Annotated in this window: 23 protein-coding genes and 2 pseudogenes; 20 read left to right on the top strand and 5 right to left on the bottom strand. The window is 71.8% G+C overall.

Annotated elements, in window-relative coordinates; translation table 11 throughout:
- The first annotated feature begins 31 nt into the window (after positions 1 to 31).
- The 7 genes from ssuE (at position 32) to ACIQV3_RS06760 (ending at position 6,991) form a co-directional block, all read left to right on the top strand.
- The gene (gene ssuE / locus ACIQV3_RS06790) at positions 32 to 589 is read left to right on the top strand and encodes an NADPH-dependent FMN reductase (RefSeq protein ID WP_403710436.1); all 558 of its coding nucleotides are present in this window, start codon (positions 32 to 34) and stop codon (positions 587 to 589) included.
- Between the two features lie 151 nt (positions 590 to 740).
- Positions 741 to 1,775, top strand: coding sequence for an ABC transporter substrate-binding protein (locus ACIQV3_RS06785; RefSeq protein ID WP_403710434.1), 1,035 nt, complete (start codon positions 741 to 743; stop codon positions 1,773 to 1,775).
- A gap of 9 nt (positions 1,776 to 1,784) precedes the next feature.
- Positions 1,785 to 2,615 (top strand): ABC transporter ATP-binding protein, encoded by an 831-nt coding sequence (locus tag ACIQV3_RS06780; protein WP_403710432.1) that lies wholly within the window; start codon positions 1,785 to 1,787, stop codon positions 2,613 to 2,615.
- On the top strand, positions 2,612 to 3,535 hold the full coding sequence (locus ACIQV3_RS06775; RefSeq protein ID WP_403710430.1) for an ABC transporter permease: 924 nt from the start codon (positions 2,612 to 2,614) through the stop codon (positions 3,533 to 3,535). The genes ACIQV3_RS06780 and ACIQV3_RS06775 overlap by 4 nt, the downstream gene beginning before the upstream one ends.
- Before the next feature lie 126 nt (positions 3,536 to 3,661).
- Complete coding sequence (locus ACIQV3_RS06770) at positions 3,662 to 5,017, top strand: LLM class flavin-dependent oxidoreductase (protein ID WP_403710428.1); 1,356 nt, start codon at positions 3,662 to 3,664, stop codon at positions 5,015 to 5,017.
- Complete coding sequence (locus ACIQV3_RS06765; protein ID WP_403710426.1) at positions 5,014 to 6,597, top strand: FAD-binding protein; 1,584 nt, start codon at positions 5,014 to 5,016, stop codon at positions 6,595 to 6,597. Before ACIQV3_RS06770 ends, ACIQV3_RS06765 begins: the two co-directional genes overlap by 4 nt.
- Before the next feature lie 73 nt (positions 6,598 to 6,670).
- Positions 6,671 to 6,991, top strand: a complete 321-nt coding sequence (locus ACIQV3_RS06760) for a 4Fe-4S ferredoxin (protein WP_403710424.1) — start codon at positions 6,671 to 6,673, stop codon at positions 6,989 to 6,991.
- A gap of 137 nt (positions 6,992 to 7,128) precedes the next feature.
- On the opposite strand, the gene ACIQV3_RS06755 is transcribed toward ACIQV3_RS06760, so the two are convergent.
- Both ACIQV3_RS06755 and ACIQV3_RS06750 read right to left on the bottom strand, forming a co-directional pair.
- Positions 7,129 to 8,049, bottom strand: coding sequence for an NADP-dependent oxidoreductase (locus tag ACIQV3_RS06755; protein ID WP_403710422.1), 921 nt, complete (start codon positions 8,047 to 8,049; stop codon positions 7,129 to 7,131).
- Positions 8,050 to 8,172: 123 nt separating this feature from the next.
- Positions 8,173 to 8,904, bottom strand: a complete 732-nt coding sequence (locus tag ACIQV3_RS06750) for a DUF2470 domain-containing protein (RefSeq protein ID WP_403710420.1) — start codon at positions 8,902 to 8,904, stop codon at positions 8,173 to 8,175.
- 231 nt (positions 8,905 to 9,135) lie between these two features.
- On the opposite strand from ACIQV3_RS06750, the gene ACIQV3_RS06745 reads away from it, so the two are divergent.
- The 4 genes from ACIQV3_RS06745 (at position 9,136) to ACIQV3_RS06730 (ending at position 12,373) form a co-directional block, all read left to right on the top strand.
- Positions 9,136 to 9,531, top strand: coding sequence for a cell division protein SepF (locus ACIQV3_RS06745; protein ID WP_250742110.1), 396 nt, complete (start codon positions 9,136 to 9,138; stop codon positions 9,529 to 9,531).
- A 616-nt stretch (positions 9,532 to 10,147) separates the two neighbouring features.
- Complete coding sequence (locus ACIQV3_RS06740; protein ID WP_403710418.1) at positions 10,148 to 11,326, top strand: ATP-binding protein; 1,179 nt, start codon at positions 10,148 to 10,150, stop codon at positions 11,324 to 11,326.
- A 95-nt stretch (positions 11,327 to 11,421) separates the two neighbouring features.
- Positions 11,422 to 11,763: a nucleotide pyrophosphohydrolase gene (locus ACIQV3_RS06735; protein WP_403710867.1), complete on the top strand. Its 342-nt coding sequence runs from the start codon at positions 11,422 to 11,424 to the stop codon at positions 11,761 to 11,763.
- 124 nt (positions 11,764 to 11,887) lie between these two features.
- On the top strand, positions 11,888 to 12,373 hold the full coding sequence (locus ACIQV3_RS06730) for a DUF6099 family protein (protein ID WP_403710416.1): 486 nt from the start codon (positions 11,888 to 11,890) through the stop codon (positions 12,371 to 12,373).
- A gap of 506 nt (positions 12,374 to 12,879) precedes the next feature.
- Here the strand turns inward: ACIQV3_RS06730 and ACIQV3_RS06725 are convergent.
- On the bottom strand, positions 12,880 to 13,167 hold the full coding sequence (locus tag ACIQV3_RS06725; RefSeq protein WP_403710898.1) for a hypothetical protein: 288 nt from the start codon (positions 13,165 to 13,167) through the stop codon (positions 12,880 to 12,882).
- 202 nt (positions 13,168 to 13,369) lie between these two features.
- Here ACIQV3_RS06725 and ACIQV3_RS06720 point away from each other — a divergent pair.
- The 7 genes and pseudogenes from ACIQV3_RS06720 to mmuM all read left to right on the top strand — a co-directional run.
- A pseudogene (locus ACIQV3_RS06720) lies at positions 13,370 to 13,477 on the top strand (LLM class F420-dependent oxidoreductase); the annotation flags it as partial.
- A gap of 16 nt (positions 13,478 to 13,493) precedes the next feature.
- Complete coding sequence (locus ACIQV3_RS06715; RefSeq protein ID WP_403710414.1) at positions 13,494 to 15,263, top strand: recombinase family protein; 1,770 nt, start codon at positions 13,494 to 13,496, stop codon at positions 15,261 to 15,263.
- Positions 15,264 to 15,993: 730 nt separating this feature from the next.
- Positions 15,994 to 16,293 (top strand): putative ATP-grasp-modified RiPP, encoded by a 300-nt coding sequence (tgmA, locus tag ACIQV3_RS06710; protein WP_403710412.1) that lies wholly within the window; start codon positions 15,994 to 15,996, stop codon positions 16,291 to 16,293.
- A complete protein-coding gene (tgmB, locus tag ACIQV3_RS06705) occupies positions 16,290 to 17,243 on the top strand; it encodes an ATP-grasp ribosomal peptide maturase (protein WP_403710410.1) in 954 nt (317 codons plus the stop codon). Before tgmA ends, tgmB begins: the two co-directional genes overlap by 4 nt.
- Complete coding sequence (gene tgmC / locus ACIQV3_RS06700; protein WP_403710408.1) at positions 17,240 to 18,370, top strand: ATP-grasp peptide maturase system methyltransferase; 1,131 nt, start codon at positions 17,240 to 17,242, stop codon at positions 18,368 to 18,370. Before tgmB ends, tgmC begins: the two co-directional genes overlap by 4 nt.
- A 139-nt stretch (positions 18,371 to 18,509) precedes the next feature.
- Positions 18,510 to 19,334, top strand: a pseudogene (locus tag ACIQV3_RS06695) (TIGR03560 family F420-dependent LLM class oxidoreductase); the annotation flags it as partial.
- A 13-nt stretch (positions 19,335 to 19,347) separates the two neighbouring features.
- Positions 19,348 to 20,259 carry a homocysteine S-methyltransferase gene (gene mmuM, locus ACIQV3_RS06690; protein ID WP_403710406.1) on the top strand — a complete coding sequence of 304 codons (912 nt, stop codon included), beginning with the start codon at positions 19,348 to 19,350 and terminating at the stop codon, positions 20,257 to 20,259.
- On the opposite strand, the gene ACIQV3_RS06685 is transcribed toward mmuM, so the two are convergent.
- Both ACIQV3_RS06685 and ACIQV3_RS06680 read right to left on the bottom strand, forming a co-directional pair.
- Positions 20,246 to 20,668, bottom strand: a complete 423-nt coding sequence (locus ACIQV3_RS06685; RefSeq protein ID WP_403710404.1) for a hypothetical protein — start codon at positions 20,666 to 20,668, stop codon at positions 20,246 to 20,248. The genes mmuM and ACIQV3_RS06685 overlap by 14 nt on opposite strands.
- A gap of 101 nt (positions 20,669 to 20,769) precedes the next feature.
- Entirely contained in the window at positions 20,770 to 21,732 is a 963-nt protein-coding gene (locus ACIQV3_RS06680; protein WP_403710402.1) for an SDR family oxidoreductase, read from the bottom strand.
- 150 nt (positions 21,733 to 21,882) lie between these two features.
- Here ACIQV3_RS06680 and ACIQV3_RS06675 point away from each other — a divergent pair, with 150 nt between their 5' ends.
- Both ACIQV3_RS06675 and ACIQV3_RS06670 read left to right on the top strand, forming a co-directional pair.
- The gene (locus ACIQV3_RS06675) at positions 21,883 to 22,476 is read left to right on the top strand and encodes a TetR/AcrR family transcriptional regulator (protein ID WP_403710400.1); all 594 of its coding nucleotides are present in this window, start codon (positions 21,883 to 21,885) and stop codon (positions 22,474 to 22,476) included.
- A gap of 207 nt (positions 22,477 to 22,683) precedes the next feature.
- Entirely contained in the window at positions 22,684 to 23,814 is a 1,131-nt protein-coding gene (locus tag ACIQV3_RS06670; RefSeq protein WP_403710398.1) for a DUF6183 family protein, read from the top strand.
- The last annotated feature ends 30 nt before the right edge of the window (positions 23,815 to 23,844 follow it).

Raw genomic sequence — 23,844 nt, 5'->3', positions numbered from 1 at the left:
CCCCATCTCCGTCAGCTTCAAGGAGCGCTCCGTGCCCAAGCTGCTCGCCCTCACCGGCAGTCCGTCCCTCCACTCCCGTACCGACGTCGTCGCCGACCACGTACTGCGCCGCCTGAACCACGCCGGGTTCGAGACCGCGCAGCTCGCCGTCCGGGAGCTGCCCGCCGCCGACCTGCTCGCCGCACGCCGCGGCGAGCCGGAGATCCGCCGGGCCCTGGAAGCCGTCGCCGAAGCCGACGGGATCGTCATCGCGACCCCCGTCTACAAGGCCTCGTACACCGGACTTCTCAAGGCCTTCCTCGATCTGCTCCCGCAGGACGGGCTGGCCGGGAAGACGGTCTTCCCGCTGGCCACCGGCGGCAGCCTCGCCCACGTCCTGACCATCGACTACGCCCTGCGCCCGGTCCTCGCCGCGCTCGGCGCCCGGCACGTCACCGCCGGCCGCTTCGTCCTGGACTCCTCCGTCGAGCGCGGGGCCGGCCCGGACCGGCTGCGCCCGGAGGCGGAGCTGGACCTGTACCAGGCCGTCGACGAGTTCGCCGAGGCCCTGCGCGCCGCCCAGGCCGCCGCGCTCGCCGCCGCGCGCTGACCCTCGTACGGCCCCGACCGACCCGTACGCCCCGACCGACCCGTACGCCCCGACCGACCCGCACGCCCCTACCGACCCGCACGCCCCTACCGACCCGCATCACCCGCAGGCCCCGCCTCACCCGCCCGACCCGGATCGACAAGGAATCGCGATGTCCGCAGCTTTCACCACCACCCGTACCTCCCGACGCCAGTTCCTCACCCTGCTCGGCATCTCGGCGGCCGCGGTGAGCTGCGGGACGGCGACCGCCAACGGCGGTTCCGGCGGCGCGCAGATCACCTCCCTGAAGTACCAGGGCGCCGTCGGCGCGGTCACGCTCCCCGAGCTCGCCGCCGACCTCGGCTACCTCGGCGACGTGACCCTGGACTGGGTCGGCAACACCATCAGCGGCCCGCAGGACATCCAGTCCGCCGCCACCGGCCAGACCCACTTCGGCAGCGCCTTCAACGGCGCGGTCATCAAGCTCGCCTCCACCAAGGCCCCGATCAAGGCCGTCATCTCCTCCTACGGCTCCGACCAGTACTCCTACGGCGGCTACTACGTACTGGAGGACAGCCCGATCCGCTCCGCCCGCGACCTGATCGGCAAGAAGGTCGGCATGAACACCCTGGGCGCCCACTACCAGGCGCTGCTCGACATCTACCTGAGCCGGGGCGGCCTCTCCAAGGAGGACGCGGCCAAGGTCGAGCCCCTAGTGGTTCCGCCCGTCAACACCGAACAGTCGCTGCGGGCGAAGCAGATCGAGGTCGGGGTCCTCACCGGAGTCCTGCGCGACAAGGCACTCGCGACCGGCGGCATCCGCCCGTTGTTCACCGACGTGGAACTGCTCGGCCCGTTCAGCGCCGGGACCTACATCATGACCGAGCGCTTCATCAAGCAGAACCCGGACACCGTACGGACGTTCGTGACCGGGGTGGCCAAGGCCATCGAGTGGTCCGGCACCACTCCCCGCGAGGAGGCCATTGCGCGGATGACGGAGATCGTCAAGAAGCGCGGCCGCAACGAGGACACGGCGACCCTGCAGTTCTGGCGCTCCTACGGAGTCGCCGAGACGGGCGGCCGGATCCAGGACAAGTCCTTCCAGCTCTGGCTCGACTGGCTCGGCGACCGGGGCGAGATCAAGAAGGGCCAGCTCAAGGCGGCCGACCTCTACACCAACGAGTTCAACGGACACGGGAAGGGCTGACGGGCTGCCATGGCGAAGATCGTGTTCGACTCCGTGACGAAGACCTTCCCGACGAAGGACAAGAAGAACAGGAGGAGCAAGGAGGAGTTCACCGCCCTCGACGGGGTGGACCTGGAGATCGAGGCGGGCGAGTTCGTGGTCGTCGTGGGCCCCAGCGGCTGCGGGAAGTCCACCCTCCTGGACCTGCTCGGCGGCCTGACCCCGCCCACCTCCGGCCGGATCCTGCTCGACGGCAAGCCGGTCACCGGTCCGGGGCTCGACCGGGGCATCGTCTTCCAGCAGTACGCGCTGCTGCCGTGGCGCACCGCGCTGGGCAACATCGAGTTCGGCCTGGAGGCCACCGGCGTCCCGCGTCGCCAACGCGCGGCGAAGGCGCGCGAGTTCCTGGACCTCGTCGGGCTCACCGGATTCGAGGACCGGCACCCGCACGAACTGTCCGGCGGCATGCGCCAGCGGGTCGCCATCGCCCGCTCGCTCGCGTACGACCCGGACGTGCTGCTGATGGACGAGCCGTTCGCCGCGCTCGACGCGCAGACCCGCGAATCCCTCCAGGACGAACTGCGCCGGATCTGGCAGAGCACCGGCAAGACGATCGTGTTCATCACGCACGGCATCGAAGAGGCCGTGTACCTCGGGCAGCGGGTGGCCGTCATCACCTCCCGCCCCGGCAGGGTCAAGCAGGTCGTCCCGGTGTCGTTCGGCGACCGGGCCGCCGGGGCCACCGGCGAAGACCTGCGCTCCAGCCCGGAGTTCGCCCGCTACCGCCACGAGATCTGGACCCTGCTCCACGACGAGGTGGCCCGCGCCCAGCAACTGGAGAAGGAGGAGGTCGCCGTATGAGCACGACGGTGGAAGCAGCGGTGGAGGCGGAGCAGGACGTCAAAGCGGACGTGGCGGCGACAGCCGTACGGGACCTCGCGCCGCCGGAGGTTCGGACCCCCGAGCGGACCCCCGCGCGGCCCCCCGTACGGCGACCGGCCGCGACCCCGGCCGTGCGCGTCCTGCGGGGGCTGCGGGCGGTGGCGCTGCGCTCGGCGGCGATCCTCGCGCTGCTGGCCCTGTGGGAGGCGGCGCCGCGGCTGGGGCTCGTCGACGCGACGTTCCTGCCGCCGGTCAGCGAGGTGGCCAAGGCCTGGTGGGAGTTGCTGGGCAACGGGCAGCTCGCCGAGCACAGCCGGGCCAGCCTGGCCCGCTCCTTCGGCGGATTCGGCATCGCGGTGGCCGTCGCGGTCCCGCTCGGGCTGCTGATCGGCTGGTACCAGCCGGTCGCGGCGCTGCTCGGGCCGCTGCTGGAGGTCTTCCGCAACACGGCGGCGCTCGCGCTGCTGCCGGTGTTCGTCCTGCTGCTGGGCATCGGGGAGACCTCGAAGGTCTCGATCGTCGTGTACGCCTGCGTCTGGCCGATCCTGCTGAACACCATCAGCGCCGTGGGCAACGCCGATCCGACCCTGGTGAAGCTGGCCCGCTCGATGGACCTGTCCACGCCGAAGCTGTTCCAGAAGGTGATTCTGCCGGCGTCGGTGCCGGTCATCTTCACGGGCATCCGGCTGGCGGGGGCCGTCTCCATCCTGGTTCTCGTCGCGGCCGAGATGATCGGCGCGAAGGCGGGGCTCGGCTACCTGATCAACGCCTCGCAGTTCAACTTCGCGATCCCGCAGATGTACGCGGGCATCGTCACGATCTCCGCGATCGGCCTCGCCTTCAACCAGGTCCTCGTCGCGATCGAACGCCGCCTGAGCACGTGGCGCGTCCCGTCCTGAGGCGGCGATCCCCCGGCCGCTGACCCCCCGGCTGTTGCCCCCCGGCCCCCGGCCGCTCGGGCCGCCCGGCCCGCCACGACCACCCTTGCGGGCGCCGCGCGCCCAACTTCCCACCGAGGACAAGAAATGACCGCACCCCGGACCCTCCACCTCAACGCCTTCCTCATGAACGCCGGGCACCACGACGCCGCCTGGCGCCACCCCTCCAGCAGCCCCGAGCGGATCACCGATCTGCGCTACTTCCAGGAACTGGCCCGGACCGCCGAGCGCGGGCGGCTCGACTCGATCTTCTTCGCCGACGGGGTCGCCCTCTGGGGCAAGGCCCGCTACAACGCCGTCGGCGGCTTCGAGCCGCTCACCCTGCTCTCCGCGATCGCCGCCGTCACCGAGCACATCGGGCTCATCGCCACCGTCTCCACCACCTTCAACGAGCCCTACAACCTGGCCCGGAAGTTCGCCTCCCTCGACCACATCAGCGGCGGCCGCGCCGGATGGAACATCGTCACCTCCGGCAGCGCCGACGAGGCCCGCAACTTCAACCGCGACGAGCACCTGGAGCACAACCTCCGCTACGAGCGGGCCCGCGAGTTCCTCGACGTGGCCACCAAGCTCTGGGACAGCTGGGAGGACGACGCGATCGTCCTCGACAAGGAGGGCGGCGTCTACGCCGACACCGACAAGCTGCACCCGGCCGCGCACCGCGGCGAGTACTTCGGCGTCGCCGGACCGCTCAACGTGCCCCGCCCCCCGCAGGGCCACCCGCTGCTCGTGCAGGCCGGGTCCTCCGAGGACGGCAAGGAGTTCGCCGCCCAGTACGCCGAGGCCGTCTTCACCGCCCAGCAGACCCTCGCCGACGGGCAGACCTTCTACAAGGACCTAAAGTCCCGCCTCGCCAAGTACGGCCGCTCCGAGGACCAGCTGCTCGTGCTGCCCGGCATCGCTCCCGTCATCGGTTCCACCGAGGCCGAGGCCAGGGCCCTGGAGCAGGAGCTGACCGAGCTCCAGATCCCGGAGTACGGCCTCGCGCAGCTCTCCAGCATGCTGAACGTGGACCTCAGCGGGCTGCCGCTCGACGGCGGGCTGCCCGAGCTGCCCGAGGAACGGGACGTCAACGGCAACAAGAGCCGCTTCACGCTCGTCGCCGAGCTCGCCCGCCGCGAGGGCCTCACCCTGCGCGAACTGATCGCCCGCCTGGGCGCGGGCCGCGGCCACCGCGTCTTCGCGGGGACGCCGGAGCAGATCGCCGACCAGCTGGAGGAGTGGTTCACCCAGGGGGCGGCGGACGGCTTCAACATCATGGCTCCCGTACTCCCCACCGGGCTCACCGACTTCGTCGACCAGGTCGTGCCGATCCTGCAGCGCCGCGGGCTCTTCCGCACCGAATACAGCGGCCGGACCATGCGCGAGAACTACGGACTGGCGCGCCCCGCCAACCGCTACACGGCGGCGGCAGCGGCGGCCGACCGCGGAGCCGGGGCGTGAGCGAGCACGTCGCCGACGTGCTCGTCGTCGGCGGCGGCCCCGCCGCCACCTGGGCCGCACTCAAGGCGGCCGGGGCCGGGGCCTCGGTGGTCCTCGCCGACAAGGGCTACTGCGGCACCAGCGGGGCGACGGCCGCCGGCGGCACCGGCGTCTGGTACGTCCCGCCGGAGCCGGCGGCCCGCGAGGCGGCGATGGCGAGCCGCGAGGGGCTCGGCGGGTACCTCGCCGACCGGCGGTGGATGTCCCGGGTCCTCGACGAGACGTACGCCCGGATGAACGAGCTGGCCGACGAAGGGCGCTACCCCTTCCCGGCCGGCCCCGACGGCAGTCCGCTGCGGGGCGGCCTCCAGGGGCCCGAGTACATGCGGCGGATGCGCATCCGGATCCGCCGCGCCGGGGTCCGGATCCTCGACCACAGCCCGGTCACCGAGCTGCTGACCGACGCGGACGGCGCCGCCGCGGGCGCCGCCGGATACCGGCGCCAGGCCGGCGAGCCCTACCGGGTCCGGGCCGGCGCCGTCGTCCTGGCCACGGGGGGCTGCGCCTTCCTCAGCGGCGCGCTCGGCACCAACACCAACACCGGGGACGGCGCACTGTTCGCCGCCGAGGCCGGGGCCGAGCTGTCCGGCATGGAGTTCTCCAACTCCTACGGGATCGCCCCCGAGGGCACCTCCGTCACCAAGACGGCCTTCTACACCTTCGCCACCTTCTACCGGGAGGACGGCGAGGTACTGGAGGGCGCCGCCAGCCAGGGCGGGCGCTCCGCCATCGCCCGCGAACTCCTCACCGGAGCGCGGGTCTTCGCCCGCCTCGACCGGGCCGACGCCACGGCGCAGGCCGCGATGCGGCTCGCGCAGCCGAACTTCTTCCTCACCTTCGACCGGCTCGGCATCGCCCCCTTCACCGACCGCTTCTCCGTCACCCTGCTGGCCGAGGGCACCGTCCGCGGCACCGGCGGGATCCGGATCACCGGGGACGACTGCTCGACCACGGTCCCCGGCCTGTACGCCGCCGGGGACGCGGCCACCCGCGAGGAGATCTGCGGGGGCTTCACCGGAGGCGGCAGCCACAACGCCGCCTGGGCGATGTCCTCGGGCAGTTGGGCGGGGGCCGGCGCGGCCCGGTACGCCCGCTCGCTGGGCTCGGGCCGGGCCGCCTTCCGGCCGGTCACCGGGGCCGGCGGGGCGGGCCTGCGGCCGACCGGTGACGCCGGGTCCGCCGCCGGGCCCGGGGAGGCACGGGAACTCGTACGGCTCGTCCAGGAGGAAGTGCTGCCGTACGACAAGAACTACCTGCGGCGCGGCCCCGTCCTCACCGGCGCGCTCGGCGCCCTCGACGAGGTCTGGGCGCAGCTGCGCGGTTCCGTCCGCGGGGAGGGCACCGGGCTCGTCAAGGTCCGGCAGGCGGCGGCCATGACGGCGCACGCCCGCTGGATGTACGCCTCGGCGCTGGCCCGCACGGAGAGCCGCGGGATGGCCCGCCGGCTCGACCATCCGGGGCAGGACCCGGCGCAGCACCACCGGATCGTGACGGGCGGGCTCGACCGGGTGTGGACGCGGCCGGCGGAGCTGGTCGCATGATCGAGCTGGTGTCGGCCGAGCGGTGCATCGCCCCCTCGGCCTTCGGCCTGGGGGGACCCCCGGCGACAAGTGCGTGGAGGTCTGCCCGACCGACGTCTTCGAGCGGGGGCCGGAGGGGATCCCGCTGCTCGCCCGGCAGGAGGACTGCCAGACCTGCTTCCTGTGCGAGGCCAACTGCCCGGTGGACGCGCTGTTCGTGCACCCGCTGACCCGGCCGGTCCCCGAGGACCCGGCCGCACGGGACGAGGAAGCCCTCGCCGGCCGCGGCCTGCTCGGCAGCTACCGGCGGGAGATCGGCTGGGGCGAGGGGCGCTCACCGGGCGCCCTGCGGGCGGTCGGCCCCTCGCTCGGGCCGGCGGGCGGCGGCGGGACGGCCCCGCCGATCACCTCCTGAGCGGCTACGGGACCACGTGCCGCCGGAGCGAAACGCTCCGGCGGCACGTCCGTGTGCGGCGGCCGTTCCCCGGGCCCCGGGGCCCGTTCCCCGTTTCCCGCTTTCCGCTTCCCGGGCCCCGGTTCCCGGGTATTGCCTCAGACCGTGAGGACGATCTTGCCGCGGGTGCGGCCCGTGGCGCTCAGCTCCCAGGCCTTCGCCGCCTCGGCGAGCGGCAGGGCGTGCTCCACGTTGACCGTGAGCTCGCCCTTGTCCGCTAGCTCGGCCAGGAAGGTCAGGTCGGCGGTGTCCGGACGGACCCACAGCTGGTGCGCGCCCTGGGCGGCCGCGGTGGGGTCGGCGATGGAGACCACCCGGTGCCGCTCCTTGACCAGGGACTGGAGCACCGGGACGACGTCGTCGCCGAAGAAGTCCAGGGCGGCGTCCACCCCTTCGGGCGCCAGCTCGCGGACCCGGTCGGCGAAGCCCTCGCCGTACAGGACCGGCTCGGCGCCCAGCGAGCGCAGGTAGTCGTGGTTGTGCGCGCCGGCCGTGCCGATGACGCGCAGGCCGAGCGCGACGGCTATCTGCACGCCGAAGGAGCCGGTGCCGCCCGCGGCGGAGTGGATGAGCACGGTCTCGCCGGCCCGGAGCCCCGCGCGGGTCAGCGACTGATAGGCGGTGAGCCCGGCCAGCGGGATGCCGGCGGCCTGCTCGAAGGTCAGCTCGCGCGGCTTGCGGGCGATGGTGCGGACGGGGGCGGAGACCAGCTCGGCGTACGCGCCCAGTTCCACCCACTCCTTGCGGACGTAGCCGTACACCTCGTCGCCGACGGCGTAGTCGAAGGTGTCCTCGCCAACGGCCTCGACGACGCCGGCGACGTCCCAGCCGGGTATGACCGGGTAGCGGACTTCGAGGATCGAATCGAGGAAACCGGAGGCGAGCTTCCAGTCCACCGGGTTCACTCCGGCGGCCCGGACGCGGACGAGGACCTCTCCCGGCGCGACCTTGGGCTCGGGAACCTCGGTGAGGGCGAGGATGTCAGGCGTTCCGTATGCGGTGTATGTGATTGCCTTCATGATCATCCCAACAGGTGGCCGGGGGATCGTTGTTCCGGGTTCCGGCGCTCTTTTGACGCCCTTTTCCGGAATTGCTCGTTCCGGAGCGGCTTTGGCGGCCTTGGGGCCCTTGGCGGCTTTTCCTCAGGCGGGCAGGGTGTTGCGGTGCGAGCTGCGCCGGGCCGCGCTGAAGAGGGCCTGGATCTGCGCCCCGGACTGCTCCACGTCGTCGAGCGGGGAGGGGAAGGGGATCCGTACGTCGCGGTGGCCGCGCCGCTCTTCCAGGCGCAGGGTGATCCCGTACCGGTCCATGGCGACGGGCAGCGCGCGCAGGACGGCGGACCCGGCGCCCGCCTCCGCCGCCGGCCGCGGCCGGACCAGGCGCAGCAGGAGGGTGACGAGTTCGGCGTGGTCGTCGAGGAGATGGGTGAGCATCCCGGCCTCGTAGAAGGCGAGCGGGTCGGGGTGGGCCGCGTCCAGCTCGTCGAGCCCGACGTACGAGCGGGCACCGTCGGCGGTTTCCAGGACGGCCCGGCCGAACTCCACGCAGGTGGAGTCGGCCCCTTCCGCTGCGAAGTCGGTGTGCGGAGTGAGCAGGCGGCCGACGAGTGTGACCCGGGCGCGCACGCGGTCCCGTACCGGAGTGGGCGCGATGTCCGTGAACTCCAGCCGGATCGCGGGGCGGTACTCGGCGCGGCCTCCGGGCTCGAAGGGGTGCAGGTGCAGGCGGCCCAGGGGATCGGTGCCGTCGAGGTGGCGGATCTCCGTGCGCTGCCCGTCGGTGACGACGGTCATGGAGTGCGCGGCGGCCAGGACGGACCGGACCCGCTCGGCGTCGGTGGGCAGCGGCAGAGGCAGAGGCAGGGGCAGGTGCATGTGGATCTCCGTGGTCCCGAGTGGCGAGGTGGCGCGTACTTAGGTATGCCTAACCTAACCTACCGAGTGGGGTGGGGGGTAGTCGGGGGTCGCGGTCGCGATCGCGGCCGGGGTCGGTCGATGGAGCCGGTCGCCGGGGTGTCTCAGCTGCCTCGTGTCGGTGTTGGGCTGAACGGGTGAAACGCGAGAGGATGGGGGGATGCACATGAAGCGCAAGGCCGAGGCGGCCTGGTGAGCAGGTACGACGTCACCGACGAACAGTGGGAGGGGCTCGCGCAGGTGGTCCCCCTGCGGAGTCGCAATGAGTGGCCCTCCCGGGTGGATCACCGCACGATCCCCACGGTTCCGGGGGCGTCCGCGGCGGAGCAGCGGCGCTTCGTGGTGATCCGGGTCCAGGTCTTCGCGGACGCGCGGGAGGTGGCGGAGTACCTGATCGCGCAGATCCCGGTGCTGCTGGACCTCACGGGCGCGGACGGCGAAGTGGCCAAGCGGATCCTGGACTTCAGCAGCGGTGTGGTCTTCGGGCTGGGCAGCGGGATGCACCGGGTCGACCGGAACGTCTTCCTGCTGGCGCCCGTCGGGACCGAGGTGGAGGGGATCGCGGCCGCGGCCGTCCCCCGATCGTAGGAAGGTCCCGCGGACGGAACGGTTCGCCGGACCCACGGGGGGTCCGGCGGCCCGTACCGTCCCGCGCATGACCTCACCCCCCACCACCCCCACACCCGCCTCCCCAACTCCCGCGCCCCGGCCCACCACGCGGTCCGCGGCCGGGACCCCCGCCACGCGGCCGGCGACCCCGCCCGCCGCGCGGCCCGCGCCTGCGGCTCCCGCCGCGCGGCCCGCGCCTGCGGCCTTAGCCGCGCCCGCCCCAGTGCCGGCCGAGCCGGCCGCCTCTGCTGCTTCCGCCGTGCCGGCCTTGACGCCGACCGGGCCTGTCGCCTGCGTGGCTTCCGCTGTGCCGGCCTTGACGTCGGCCGGGCCTGCTGCCTCCGCTGCTTCCTCCGTGTCCGCCGCCGCGCCGGCCGGGCCTGCTGCCTCTGCTCCATCCGCTGTGTCCGCCAAGGTGCCGCCCGGCTACGCCACTTCCGCCGTGCCCGCCGCCCCTGCGGCTACCGCGGTGCCCGCGGGTCCGGGGTTAGCTGCGAGCCGGGTTCCGGCCCCGGCGTCGGCTCAGGCTCAGGCCCCGGCTCCGGCCCCTGGGCAGGTTCCGGCTCAGGGGGCGGGGTCGGCCGGGGGGCAGGGGGTGGCCCGGGGCTCCGTTCGGGCGCAGGGTCCGGCTTCGCCCGCCGCAGGCGCCCCGCATTTGAGGCCCGCCGTCACCGAGTTGCGGCTCTCCGCCTATGGAGCGCACCGTGGGGCCCGGTTCGCCCTGGGGCCCGTCACCCTCTTCGCCGGGCCGAGCGGGAGCGGCAAGTCCCAGGCGCTGGAGGCCTATGGGGCCCTGGCCGCCCTCGGCGGCGGGGCCACCCTCGGCGAGGTGTTCCCCGACGCCCGGGCCCGGATCCCCGACCTGGCGGTGCCCGACGCCGAGCGTCGCCGGGGGTTCCGGATCGGCTGTACGGTCGACGGCCCCGCCGGGCCGGTCCGGCTCGACCTCGCCGTCCAGGCGGAGCCCGAGCTGCGGATCGTCGGTGAACGGCTCTCCGTGGACGGGCAGGTCCTCCTCGCCACCGCACTGCGCGACCCCGGGCGACGGTCCGTCCAGGCGGCCTGGCTGACCGGTGGGGCCACCGGGGTCACCCGGGCACCGCTGCCCGACGACCGCCTCGGGACCGCGCTGCTCCCGTTGCGCGTGGCCGGGTCCACCGAGGGGCAGCGGCAGGTGCTGGCCGCCGCCGAGCAGGTCGTGGTCGCGCTGCGCTCGGTGTTCCCCTGCGACCCCCGCCCGGAGCGGATGCGGGAGCCGGTCCAACCGGGGGAGGGGCGGTTGCTGGGCGATTGCGCCAATCTGGCCGACGTACTGCGCCGGACCCGGCTGGAGTGCGGCACCCGGTACGGGCTGCTGACCGGGGCCGCCCGTACCGGCTGCGCGGGGTGGGTGGCCGGACTGGACGTACGGGCTCCCGAGGGCGGCCCGGTCACCGGCCTGCTGGACCGGGGCCCGGACCGGCCCGCCACCGAGTTGGCCCGGCTGGGCGCGGGCGAGCTGCGCTTCCTCGCCCTCGCGCTGGTGCTGCTGACCGGGCCGGGGGTCCTGGATGTGGATCCGGCGGGCGAACTGCCCACCGCGCGCCAGGCGCTGACGGTGCTCGCCGACGGCTTCGACCGGGACCTGGACGGCCGGCAGACCGCCGAACTGCTGAGGCTGGCCGTACTGGCGTGCGCGCGCGGGCAGGTCAGGCTGGCGGCCTCGGCGGGCGAGGCCTGCGCGGCGGCCGCCCGGGGCGTGCCGGGGGTGTCGGTGGTAGACCTGGGCGCATGAGCGAAGAGCGGCGCACGAGCGGAGAGCGTGGAGTGACAGGGGAGGGGAGCGGGGTGGCAGGGGTGGCAGGGGAGGGGGAGGGGGCCGGCGAGCGGATCGACCGGCTCCAGCGGCGGCTCGCCGAGTTCGCCGCGGCGCGCGGGTGGGAACCCTTCCACACGCCGAAGAACCTGGCGGTCGCGCTGAGCGTCGAGGCGTCCGAACTGGTGGAGATCTTCCAGTGGCTGACACCCGAACAGTCCGCCGCGGTCATGGAGGAGCCGGAGACCGCGCACAGAGTGGCCGATGAGGTGGCCGACGTGCTCGCCTACCTGCTGCAGTTCTGTGAGGTGCTCGGGGTCGATGTGCTGGATGAGCTCGCCGCGAAGATCGAGCGGAACGAGCTGAGGTTCCCCGTACCGGGCACTTCGGGGGCAGATCGTCACTCTTCGGAGTGATGGCGATATCCACAACCATCTTCGGTGTCCACAATTTCCGAATACCCCTGGCTTTACCGGCCCGTTGCCCTCACTCTGGGTAGTGGAGAGAACGGCGAGATGTCGTGCGGACGGGGGACGGCATATGGACGCGGTACGGATCATCGCAGCCGGCCGGCACGCGCTGGCGCAGAGCGGGGCTGCATGGGACATCGTGGGCGAGGCCTGGCAGGCACAGGCACTCGCGCAGGGCATCGGGAGCTGGCTGGCGGTCACCGGGCCGCCGGAGCTGAGATCGGAGGCACGGGGGCTGGGTGAGGCGGGAGGCAGGGGCTGCGGGGTACTCGACCGGGCGGCTCTGTGCGGGGAGGGCTATGCGCCCGAGCTTCCGCCCCGGGCTGCGCAGTTGACCGAGGTGACGGACACCCGGCAGGCGTTGCTCGGGCTCCAGGCGCTGCTCGGAGAAGTGGGCATAGCGCTGGTCGGGGTGGCCTGCGGGACGGACGACGAGAGTCTGTACTGGCAGTGCATAGAGTCCATAGACGCGGCCGACGAGTCGAGCGACCGGGTCCGGGCGATCCTGCGGCGGCTGACCGTGCGCGAGCGAGGATCCGCCTCCGGCGTGGCCTGAGCCGGGGCACTCCGGGCGCCCGGGGTGCGGCCGGAGTACAGGCGGGGCCCCGGGAGTCCCGGCGGGGTCCCGGGTGTCTCGGGTGTTCGCAGGTGTCCCGGTGGGGCCAGATGCTCTGGCGGGTCCCAGGTGTTCCTCCGGGGTCCCGGGTGTCCCGGTGGGGCGGGGCGCCACGGCGGGTCCCAGGTGTTCCGGCGGGGTCCCGAGGGTTCAGGCAGGCCCCGGCCTTCCCCGTGTTCCGGCGGGGCCCCGGGAGTCCGGGGGTGTCGGGCGCCCCGGCGGGTTCCGGGTGACCGGGGGATTCCGGAGGTCCGGTGGGTCCCCGGTCTTCCGGTGGGGTCCCGGGTGTTCCGCCGGTGTCTCGGTGGGGTCGGACGCCCTGGCGGGTTCCGGGTGTCCTGGGGGTTCCGCAGGTCCGGGTGATCCGGTGGAGTCGGGCGCCCCGGCGGGGCCGTGGGTTCGGGGGTTTCCGCCGGGTCCCGCCGCGCGCGGCGGGACCCGGCGGGTCAGGAGGGCCGGTAGGACGGGCGGTGTTCGCTCTCCGGGGTGCGGCCGCCCTGGAACAGCGGAGAGGCGGGGCTGCGGTCGGTGGAGGACTGGAGGTCGGCGTCGAGCTGCGAGAGGTCGGCGTTCAGCGCCGCCATCAGCTCTTCCATCTGCTGCAGCAGGCCCTTCGGTGCGCCGCCCTGGGCGGGTACCGCGGACTCCTGGCGTGCGTGGTCGTGCGCTGCCTGCCCGGTCTGACAGTCCTGACGCGATTGCCGGGGGGTCTCCGGCGCGGACTCCTGGGACATGGCGGCCTCCTCGGCCCTGGCCCTTCCGGGAGGCGGAAGGGGGCGGTGGACGCACCGGCGAAAGCCGCCGGCGCACGGGCCGGGCGGTCCGGCTCCGTCCGAGCCAACGATCCCCATCCGGGCTGGTCACTGGCGCGGGAGGCGGGGAGTACCCGGTTGACTCAGATTCACCCGGCCGGGGCCGAAGGGGCAGGATGGAGGCATGGATCTCCGTATCTTCACCGAGCCCCAGCAGGGCGCGAGCTACGACACCCTCCTGAGCGTCGCCAAGGCCACCGAGGACCTGGGCTTCGACGCCTTCTTCAGAACCGGTACCGTATCTACCCATGGAGCTAATCGCCCTGGGGGACAGGGGCCAAGACGTGGTCAGGGCAAGGACTTACGGCCGGCAGAGCCACAAGAGCGAGAGCGAGAGCCAGGCATCCCCGAAGATGCAGCGAGACACGGGCATCGCCTTCATCAACTCTCAGGCGTCGTGGGAGCACACGGGACACTACGAGGACGTCGGCCTCTCCGGCTACGACCCTAATGTCTACCGCCCCGACTTTGAGCGGATGCTCGAAGATGCACGCAAGGGTGAGTTCGACGTCCTCGTGATCTACATGCTCTCCCGTCTGACCCGACAGGGCGCGGCTGAGGCGCTGAAGATCCAACAGGAATTGGCCAAGTGTGGCGTCGCGCTCGTCTCGACGCAGGAGCCGTTCATCAACACGTCGGACGACAACCCCTTCGGCGTCGCGTTCTTCGCCCTCATCGCCGGTCTGGCGCATCAGGAGAGCAAGAACAAGAGCAAGTTCATCCGAGACGCCTTCGCTCAGCTGAACGCCAAGGGATCACACAGCAGCGGCCCCGTGCCGTTTGGCTTCGTCGCGGATCAGGTGACCGTCGACGGGCTCACGATTCGTGTGCTGAGCCCCGGGCCGACGAGCGACAAGGATCTTGGGCCCGAGTGCCTGCCAACCGACACCGTCAACCGCATGATCGAAATGGCGGAGGACGGACTCAACCCATCCGCCATCGCGACGAAGCTGACAGAGAAGCGCGCGCGGACGCCGTACGGCAGCCTTGACGAGGAAGCGGCGAAGGCGCGACTGGCAGCCGCCAAAAAGAGCCGCAAGAGCGGCGCTCCCGACGGCGCGGACGCCGAGTGGTCGCCCACAGTCGTAGGCCGCATCCTCCGCGATCCGCGCCTTGCCGGCTTCGCCATCGGACCCGTGGACCCGCATACCAAGGTGCGCACCATCCTGCGGGACAACGGGCAGCCTGTAGCGCCTCACACGGGCTTCATCAGTCCCAAGCGGTGGTACGACATCCAACGAGCCTTGGACGGCCGCAAGCGGACCGTACAGCGCGACCGTACCGGCGAGCGGACCCTATTGGGATCATGGGGATTTTCGCACTGTGGTCGCTGTGGCTCAGGGCTGACCGTGGCCCGGCTCACAGGCACCTACGTATGCAATCTGCGCCGCGCGGTGGGCGACGAGCCAAGGCACGTCCTCCGCGTCACCATGAACCACGCTGACGACGTCGTGGCATCGCGTGTGTGGGCGCGCTTGGGCGCTCTCGATGCGTCCGACCCGGATGACATTGAATGGCTGTCCGTCGCCGCGGGACGGTTTGCAGTACAGGGCACCGACCCGCAGGCTGCGGAGGAATTGGGAGAGCAGGAAGCCCAGCTTCTCCACGTCCAAGCCAGCATGGAGGCGCTGTACGCCGACCGGGCGGAAGGCCTCTACGACGGCACCGTCGGTAAGAAGGCGTTCAAGGACACGATCCAGAAGTACAGGGCTCACGAAGAGGCCTGCACGGCCCGCATCACGGAACTGACGGCGTCGGCCACGACGGCCGCGCGCCTTCCGCTCGATGAGTGGTTCAGTGACACCGACGGCGACCCCTTTGCGGAGGGTGGCATCTGGAGTAGGTGGGACATCGACGAGCGCCGCGCATTCCTGGCTCTGTTCGTTGACTCCGTAACTGTGGCTCCGAATGCGTCGAAGTCGGGAACGGCCCGAGATCGCGTGGACGGCCGAGTTGAAATTGCGTGGGCGTCCCTGCCGGCAGGCGAGGCTGAGGCAGAGCAAGATGTAACGGTCTGATAACGGAGGATGGGCGGCGGAAGTGCTTAGCCGCGCCTCACGTCGCCCTCGTCCGAACCTCCCCGGGAGCCGCGGAAGGGCGCTGTGAGCGTGGGTCGAACGTCGTCAGCAACTGAACGTGACCTCGAAGCCCCATATATCGCGCAGGGTAGCCGCAAGTGCTGTTCTGGCGTCGGAAGTGCCCGACTAACCATCATTCTCATCTTTCCCTAAACGCGTTAGAGAGAAAGTGAAAATGACAGTTAGTCGAGCACTTCCACCACCGCTTCGACACGGGGCGGGATGAGGGCGGCAGGCTCAACTGATGACGTCCCCCCATAACCAAAGTAGAGGGAAGATCGGCGACCGTCGCGACTGGCGGACGGTCCACTCCCCTCCGACGGCCGGCGCCGCTCCTGTGCTCCCCGAACTCTCCTCCGGATAGAGCGCGGTAGAGCGGCGCCGGTCTGTCCCAAGACTTCGTCGCATGGCACCTGCGCCACACCGTCCGCGGAGGACGGTCACCGGTTGGAACCCGGGCGACGATGAACTTCCTGCCCGCCGGGTGTGATTATGTCCAGCGCGCGGCGGGAGGGTGGACGTGTGCCCGAGCGGCCGTTCGCGGTCGACGTGCGGAGGGGCGGCAGGGCCCGGATTCCGGTTCGCCGGGGTGAGGTCGGGGCCCTGCCCGCTCCTTAGATCGGATGCACCAATCACACACGCTTCTCCACCACTGATCATGGAGGTAGAAATGTTCGTGCACTCGGACCGAATGCCGACCGGTACGCCGCTCCCGAGCGGTCTCGCCACGGTGGCCCCCTGGGGCCTGCGGAGGATGACCCCGTACCCGGCCTTCGCGCCCTCGTACGGCAAGGTTGAACTGGACCCGGTTACCCAGAAGGGCCGCTACTTCGGCGCCGACGGAAACGTCATGGAGATGCCCGGCCACGGGACGAGCTCCGGCACCAACCCGGCCACGAACACCGGGAACCCGTCCGACGGACAGGGTGGCGGCGGCGACACCGACACGGGTAACGACACGGACCAGTGACTCGCACAGGTCCGGTTCTGGTCGTCACCAATCTGGACGACCCCACCGCCGACCTGGTGATTGACGAGCTGCACGGCCGGGATGTCCCGGTCGTGCGGTTCGACAGCGGGGACTTCCCCGCCACCTTGTCGCTCGTGGCCTACATGACGCCTCACGGCATTCAGGGGTCGCTGACGACCCCGACGCGGACCGCGGACTTATCCCGTGTGCGGTCGATGTACTACCGCCGGCCTTCCGGCTTCGCCTTTCCGCATCTGGACGACCAGGACGCGCGCTTCGCCGTCACGCAGGCGCGATACGGCTTGGGAGGCGTCATGGCGTCCCGGCCGGGCTGCCTGTACGTCAATCACCCGCACCGCATCGGCGACGCAGAGTTCAAGCCGTCCGGTCTGGCCGTGGCCGTTGAGTCAGGGTTCCGCGTTCCTGCCACGCTCTTCACGTCGGATCCGGATGCGGCTCGGCAGTTCATCAGGCAGTACCAATCGGTGATCTACAAGCCGCTGTCGACGCCTCTGTACCGGAACGAGACCGGCACCTCGTGCAGCGTGGCGGTGCTGGAGGTGACGGCCGACGAGATCGACGAGGCTGTAACCGGCACAGTTCACCTGTTTCAGCACCGGGTGGAGAAGACTGCCGACGTTCGTGTGACCGTGATCGGCGACGAGATCTTCTGTGTACGCATTGACTCCGACCTGTTGGACTGGAGGACGGACTACGACAAGCTCGCGTACAGCGTTGTCGAGCCTCCGCCCGGCATCACTGAGGCCCTGCGCGCCTACCTCTCCCACTTCGGGCTTGTCTTCGGGGCGTTCGACTTCGCCATCGATCGGGTTGGGGCATGGTGGTTCCTCGAATGCAATCCATCGGGTCAATGGGCGTGGATGGAGCCTGAAACGGGCCTTCCTATGGTCGCCGCGATGGCCGACTTGCTCGAAAGGACAACGTCGTGAACGCCCAGGAACAAGAGCTGCGTGCGCGCCTTGCCGCACAGCTCGTGGCCGGCGGGCAGCTTCGTACCCAGTCATGGCGGGAAGCCGTGGAGGCGGTACCTCGGCATGAGTTCCTTCGGGGCGGATTCTTCGAGCGCGTTGACAACCCTGGGCGCCCCACGGCCTGGACGCCGGTCATGCCCGATGCGCCGCTGTGGTTGGAGCGCTGCTACGAGGACGAGTCCCTAGTCACTCAGATCGCGGGCACCATCGTTCCTGGGGATCTCCGGGGTGAGATCACGCGATCTCCTACGTCCTCCAGCACCATGCCGAGCCTGGTCGTGGGAATGCATGAAGACCTCCTAGCGGAGGACGGACACCGGGTCATGGAGATCGGTTCGGGTACCGCGTACTCCACGGGTCTGATGTGCCATCGGCTGGGGGAGGAGCTTGTGACCTCGATCGAGGTCGATGCCGATGTGTCCGGCCGTGCCGGCGTATCCCTGGCGCGGGCGGGGTTCCACCCGAATCTCATCGTCGGGGACGGTCTCCTTGGCCACAACGACGGAACCCCCTACGACCGGGTAAGCGCTACCTGCGGGATCGTCACGCTCCCGTACGCGTGGGTTGAGCAGACCCGCCCTGGCGGGGTCATCCTGGCCACCATGTGCGGCTGGATGTACTCCTCCGAGTTGGCGCGGCTCACGGTCAACGAGGACGGCACCGCCTGCGGGCGATTCCTAGGGGGCCGGATCTCATTCATGCTCGCCCGGCCTCAGGCGCCGCCTCCGCTCGGCGTCCTCCCTGACATGAGTGAGGGGGTGGAGCGTCCCGCGATTTTGGGCGCCGATGTGCTGGACGACTGGGACGCCCGATTCGTCGCTCAGGTTGCGGCCCCTCGCGCCCAGAGGTTCAGCCTCGACCGTGATGGACGCACGGAACACGTCTTGATTGACGTGGAGGCAAGGGCGTGGGCTGTGCTCTACGAGGACGGTGGACGGTGGATCGTCAGGCAGGACGGCCCCGCCTGCCTGTGGGATGACATCGAAGACCACGTCACGCGGTGGCGCGACGCTGGCGCTCCGACGCTGGACAAGTTCGAGATCACTGTGACCCCGCACGGCCAGACGATCACCTGGCCGGCGTAGGTTGCTGGCGGCAGAGCCCCGGTCATCTTCGGATGGCCGGGGCTTTTGCGTGCTCCAGGGGTCGGCGCGAAACTAGCTGCAAGGCCAACTCTCCGACTCGGGACGGTGCTACGGTATGGGTAGCAAGGTAACCGGATCTTTCCGCTCGGACCACTACCTGCGCATGGGCGCGGCCGACGGTCTGCCCGGTCCCACCGACGCCTGGATCACCCTGGCCGGCCTGGCCCGCGAGACGAAGTGGATCCGGCTGGGCACGCTCATGACGGCCGGCACCTTCCGGCTTCCCGGCGTGCTCGCCATCCAGGTCGCGCAGGTCGACCAGATGTCGGGCGGCCGGATCGAACTGGGCCTGGGCGCAGGCTGGTTCGAGGAGGAGCACAAGGCGTACGGCATCCCCTTCCCGGCCGAGCGCCTCGCCCGCCTGGAGGAGCAGCTGGCGATCGTCACCGGCCTGTGGGCCACCAAGCCCGGCGCCACCTTCGACTACGCGGGCGTCCACTACCAGGTGGAGAACTCCCCGGCGCTGCCCAAGCCGGTCCAGGAGAAGATCCCGGTCCTGATCGGCGGCCACGGGGCGAAGCGCACCCCGCGGCTCGCCGCCCGGTACGCGGACGAGTTCAACATGCCCTTCGCCTCGATCGCGGACAGCGAGCGGCAGTTCGGCCGGGTCCGCGCGGCGGCCGAGGAGGCCGGCCGTGCGCCCGGCGACCTCGTCTACTCCAACGCCCTCGTCGTCTGCGTGGGCAAGGACGACGCGGAGGTGGCCCGGCGGGCCGCCGCGATCGGCCGGGACGTGGCGGAGCTCAAGGCCAACGGCCTGGCCGGCTCCCCGGACGAGGTGGTGGAGCGGATCGCGGCCTACGGGGCCGTCGGTTCCTCCCGCCTCTACCTCCAGTTGCTCGACCTCGGCGATCTGGACCACCTGGAGCTGATCTCCTCCCGGGTCCAGACCCAGCTCGGCTGACGGGACGGCGACCGTGCCCCGCGCGCCGCGATCGCTCGCCGAGGCCCTGGCCGGCCCCGGCGGGCGGACCGTGCTCCTGGACGGCGGGCTGAGCAACCAGCTCGCCGACCAGGGCTGCGACCTGTCCGGCGGCCTCTGGACCGGCCGGGTCCTCGCCGAGCGCCCGGAGCAGGTGGCGGCCGCCCACACCGCCTACGCGCGGGCCGGCGCCGAGGTGCTGATCACCGCGAGCTACCAGGTGGGGTACGCCGCCTTCGCCCGGCGCGGCCACGGCCCGGAGCGTACGACGGCCCTGCTGCGGCGCAGCGTGCGGCTGGCCGACTCGGCGGCCCGGGCCGCCGAACACGCGGTGTGGGTCGCCGCGTCCGTGGGCCCGTACGGGGCGGTGCTGGCGGACGGCTCCGAGTACCGGGGCCGGTACGGCCTGAGCGTGCGGGAGCTGGCCGACTTCCACCGGCCCCGGATCGCGGCGCTGCTGGCCGAGGGCCCCGACGTCCTGGCGCTGGAGACCGTCCCGGACGCCACCGAGGCCGAAGCCCTGCTCACCGTGCTGGCGGAGACCGGCGCCCGCGCCTGGCTGAGCTACACGGTGGCGGGCGGCCGCACCCGGGCCGGGCAGCCCCTGCCCGAGGCCTTCGCCCTGGCCGCCGGGTCACCGCAGGTCATCGCCGTCGGCGTGAACTGCTGCGACCCGGCGGAGGTGCTGCCCGCCCTCGAAGCGGCCGCCACCGTCACCGCCAAACCGCTGCTGGCCTACCCCAACGACGGCTCGGTCTGGGAGCCCGCCACCGCCACCTGGCGGGCTCCGGCCGCCCCGGCCCGCTGGCCCGCGGCCGCCTGGTACCGGGCCGGGGCCCGCCTCGTCGGCGGCTGCTGCCGCATCGGCCCCGACCGCATCGCCGAGCTGGCCGCTACGATCCGCTGAGGTCCCAGCGCACGCCCGGCGATCCACCGCCCGAGGCCGCGAGCGCGCTCATCTCGGCTTCCACGGCGGCCAGTTCCTCCGGAGGTTCCGTCAGGAGCAGCCGTTCGCGGTAGTGCACCAGCGAGCTGAGCAGCAGTTGGGTCTCCCCGGGTTCCAGCGCGCACATCCGGCGCGCGGCGTCGACGGACTCGGCGCGCAGGGCGAGCGCGATGCCGGGCCGATGGGCGAACTCCTGACGGCTGTACGCGTACAACGCGACGGCCAGCAGGGGCAGATAGGCCAACGGACTCACCTGGACGAGGACGCGATAGGCGGCCACCCGCTCCCGGACGGGCAGCGTGCCCGATCCGAGGAGCGCCACCCGGGCGCGCAGCACGGCGTCGTGATTGATGTTCTCCGTGGAATTCATGAGGGAGATTCTGCGAGCCGCGCAGAGCCCCGGACAAGGGTGATCGGCTGTGCCGTCCGTCCTACGAAAACGGCCTCTGACCTGTCATGATGGATACGTCATCACCCTTCAACCCCCCTTCGCACGGCGGGAAACGAGACCTTCGTCAGTTCCTCGGAGGCGTTCCACACGCGCTGCGCGTCCTCGGTTCCGCGAAGACGCGAGTAGAGCCGCTGCTCGGCAGGGGGGCCGCCGAGGTGTCCCGGGCCGCTCGGTCCGTAGAAGCGGGATCCCTGCGCCGTGTCCGCCGTCGCCGCGAAGAGGGCCGGGAGCTGCGCGGTCTCGACGGTCCCCAGCAGGATGCCGCGCGCGGACAGGGCGCGGATCACCTTGATGCCCACGGTGTCCTTGGCGCGGCCGATCTCGGGGCGCGCGGCGAGCAGGCTGGTCGGGGCGACGCCGGGATGCGAGAGGTTGCTCGTGATGCCCCACCCGCCCGCTCGGCTGCGCCGGTCGAGTTCGAGGCCGAAGAGCCCGAAGGCGATCTTCGACTGGCTGTAGGCGTGACTGCCCTTGTAGGAGCGTTCCCAGTTCAGGTCCTGCCAGTTGATGGAGTTGCTGTTGGCGGAGACGCTGATCTGCGAGGTCACGCGCGCCCGTCCGGCGCGCAGCAGCGGCAGCAGGTGGGCCACCAGGGCGAAGTGACCGAGGTGGTTGGTGCCGAACTGCAGCTCGAACCCGTCGGTGGTCGTCTGCCGGTCGGGCGGGGTCATCACGCCGGCGTTGTTGACGAGGACGCGGATCGGCCGGCCCTCCGCCCGCAAGGTCTCGCCGAGGGCGGCGACCGAGTCGAGTGCGGACAGGTCGAGCGAGTGCAGCAGGACCTTCGCCGCGGGGACCGTCTGCCTGATCCTGGCGATCGCCGTCTCGCCCTTGCGCGGGTTGCGTACGGGCAGGAGGACCTCGGCGCCGGCCGCGGCGAGCCGGGTGGCGATCCCGAGCCCGATGCCGTCGCTCGCTCCGGTGACGACGGCGCGCTTTCCGGAGAGGTCGGGAACGGTGATGCCGACGGGCTTGTGTGACATGAGTGCTCCTCGGGGAGGGGGGCCGGCAAGGGGGGTCCGGCAGGGAGGCCGGCGAGGGGTCCGGCAAGGGGGTCCCTTCTCCTAATGTATGCGCTGTCTACATTGTAGGCAACGCATACAATGTGATCAGCGCGTGGATAGGCTGAGGGCATGAAGAAGCGCCCGTACCACCACGGAGACCTCGCCGCCGCCCTCCTCGACCGGGCCGAGCAGACGGTCCGCGAGCGGGGCGCGGGCGCGCTCTCCCTGCGGGAACTGGCCCGCGACCTCGGAGTGAGCCCGGGTGCGCCCAGCCGCCACTTCAAGACCAAGCAGGCCCTGCTGGACTCCCTGGCGCTGGTCGGCTTCGAGCGGCTCGTCGAGGCCATCTCGACCGCGCGGGACGGAGCGGGCGCGACGTTCGCCGCGCAGCTGGACGCCGTGGCCCGCACCTACGTCGGCTTCGCCACGGGCAACGCCGCGCTGCTCGACCTGATGTTCTCGGCCAAGCACAGCCCCGAGGCGTCGGCGGCACTGGGGGCGGCTGCCCAGCTGTGGGGCGGCCAGTTCCTCGAACTGGTCGCCGAGGGGCAGCGCCGGGGCGAGGTGCGCGAAGGGCAGCTGGAACGCGTGACGCTGACGGTCTTCGCGCCCCTGCACGGATACATCGGCCTGGCCGCGAGCGGCGTGCTGCCGCCCGAAGCCGCCGGGCAGGGGCTGGACGACGTGATCGCGTCCATCGTCCGCCACTGCGAGCCCGAGTAGCCCGGTCCGACCTGGCCGACCGGTCCAGCCGGTCCGCCGGTGCACCCGATCCAACCGGTGCACTGGCCGACCGGTCCAGTCGGTCCGCCGGTGCACCCGATCCAACCGGTGCACCCGCCCCAACCGGTTCAACCGGTGCACCCGACCCACCCGACCCAACCGGTCCCACCGATGCGCCGGTTCACCCCGTGGCTAGGCTGGCGCACCGTGAACGACGACGCGGCGAACGACCTGACGACCAGCAACGGCGAGCCCGAGTACATCTCGCAGGACGAGGCCCTCCAGCACGCCCTGGCCGGCGACCTCGCCCATCTGCGCACACTGGGGTCGGACCTCAGCACCCGCTACGCGGCCGCCTCCCGGGCCGCCCGGATCCACGGGACCGGCCTCGCCTACCTCAGGCGGCTCCTCACCACGACCCCGGGCCGCGACAGCGTCGAGCTGCTGCTCCGGCTGCTCGGCGAACAGGAGGCCGCCGCCGGATCCATGGCAGCCGAACTGCCGCTCATGGCGACGATGCTCGCCCAGCACCAGTCGGCCGAGGTGCTCGCCCGGACGGTCTTCGCCGGCACCGCCGAGGACCACTGGCTCCGCGAGCTGCGGAGGTGCCTGTTCCACGAGTTGCTGCTGCGCGGGGCGGACCCGGACGTGTTCCCGGCCCTGAGCCCCGGCTCGGAGACGTACCATCCCCTGGCCTGGCTCCCCGACCGCCGGCGTCCTCTCGAGACCGAACCCGACTTCACGCGCCATACCGTGAACGGCTCGTCCTCGGGCGTGAAGAGCGGCCTGCCGGGGCACGGCCGGCTGGATCCGCCGACCCCCCGGCCGCCCGGGGCATCCCCGCTGCGCAACTCCGTGACGGTGGACGAGCACGACCTCATCGTCACCGCCGCCGAAGACAACTGGGGCTACGCCGAGGCCTGGGTCTTCCGGGCCGACCGCCCCATCGCCCCCGCCCAGGTGCCCGCCCTGCTCCCCACCCTGCCCATGGAGTGCGTCGCGGACCTCGGCCCCGCCGCCGGCTACGAGATAGCCGCCCGCCCGGTGGGCGACATCTGGTCCCTGCTCTTCGCCACGGCTTCCATGGGCGGCTTCTACAACTCGGGCAGGTACGGGGCCTGGGGCCGGCTGCAGGCATGGCGCTCGCTCGCGGGCCTGTGCGGCCTCCCGTTCGACGCGAGCGCGGGCGAGGTGGAACGCCTCGCCGAGCAGTACACCTGGTTCCACTTCCGCGCGGACTCCGCGTTCTTCCACCACGACGGCGACGACTACGGCATCGCGGCCCTCTCGCCGGACGGCCTGCGCCTCGCCATCCTGGCGGCCACGGACACCGACTGACGGCGATGGCGCCGCGCATGCTCCGGTGGT

It is taken from the genome of Streptomyces sp. NPDC099050 (assembly GCF_044759865.1).
GTDB lineage: Bacteria > Actinomycetota > Actinomycetes > Streptomycetales > Streptomycetaceae > Streptomyces.
The sequence above is the reverse complement of the archived record's forward strand: the minus strand, read 5'-3'. Positions and strand labels throughout refer to the sequence as shown.

Excerpts from the sequence above, each read along its gene's own strand:
- ACIQV3_RS06770 (WP_403710428.1), top strand. The coding sequence starts at position 3,662 with ATGACCGCACCCCGGACCCTCCACCTCAACGCCTTCCTCATGAACGCC.
- tgmA (WP_403710412.1), top strand. The coding sequence starts at position 15,994 with ATGTTCGTGCACTCGGACCGAATGCCGACCGGTACGCCGCTCCCGAGC.
- ACIQV3_RS06730 (WP_403710416.1), top strand. The coding sequence starts at position 11,888 with ATGGACGCGGTACGGATCATCGCAGCCGGCCGGCACGCGCTGGCGCAG.
- ACIQV3_RS06725 (WP_403710898.1), bottom strand. The coding sequence starts at position 13,167 with ATGTCCCAGGAGTCCGCGCCGGAGACCCCCCGGCAATCGCGTCAGGAC.
- ACIQV3_RS06685 (WP_403710404.1), bottom strand. The coding sequence starts at position 20,668 with ATGAATTCCACGGAGAACATCAATCACGACGCCGTGCTGCGCGCCCGG.
- ACIQV3_RS06780 (WP_403710432.1), top strand. The coding sequence starts at position 1,785 with ATGGCGAAGATCGTGTTCGACTCCGTGACGAAGACCTTCCCGACGAAG.
- ACIQV3_RS06775 (WP_403710430.1), top strand. The coding sequence starts at position 2,612 with ATGAGCACGACGGTGGAAGCAGCGGTGGAGGCGGAGCAGGACGTCAAA.
- ACIQV3_RS06755 (WP_403710422.1), bottom strand. The coding sequence starts at position 8,049 with ATGAAGGCAATCACATACACCGCATACGGAACGCCTGACATCCTCGCC.
- ACIQV3_RS06715 (WP_403710414.1), top strand. The coding sequence starts at position 13,494 with ATGGAGCTAATCGCCCTGGGGGACAGGGGCCAAGACGTGGTCAGGGCA.
- ACIQV3_RS06750 (WP_403710420.1), bottom strand. The coding sequence starts at position 8,904 with ATGCACCTGCCCCTGCCTCTGCCTCTGCCGCTGCCCACCGACGCCGAG.
- ACIQV3_RS06675 (WP_403710400.1), top strand. The coding sequence starts at position 21,883 with ATGAAGAAGCGCCCGTACCACCACGGAGACCTCGCCGCCGCCCTCCTC.
- ACIQV3_RS06680 (WP_403710402.1), bottom strand. The coding sequence starts at position 21,732 with ATGTCACACAAGCCCGTCGGCATCACCGTTCCCGACCTCTCCGGAAAG.
- ACIQV3_RS06785 (WP_403710434.1), top strand. The coding sequence starts at position 741 with ATGTCCGCAGCTTTCACCACCACCCGTACCTCCCGACGCCAGTTCCTC.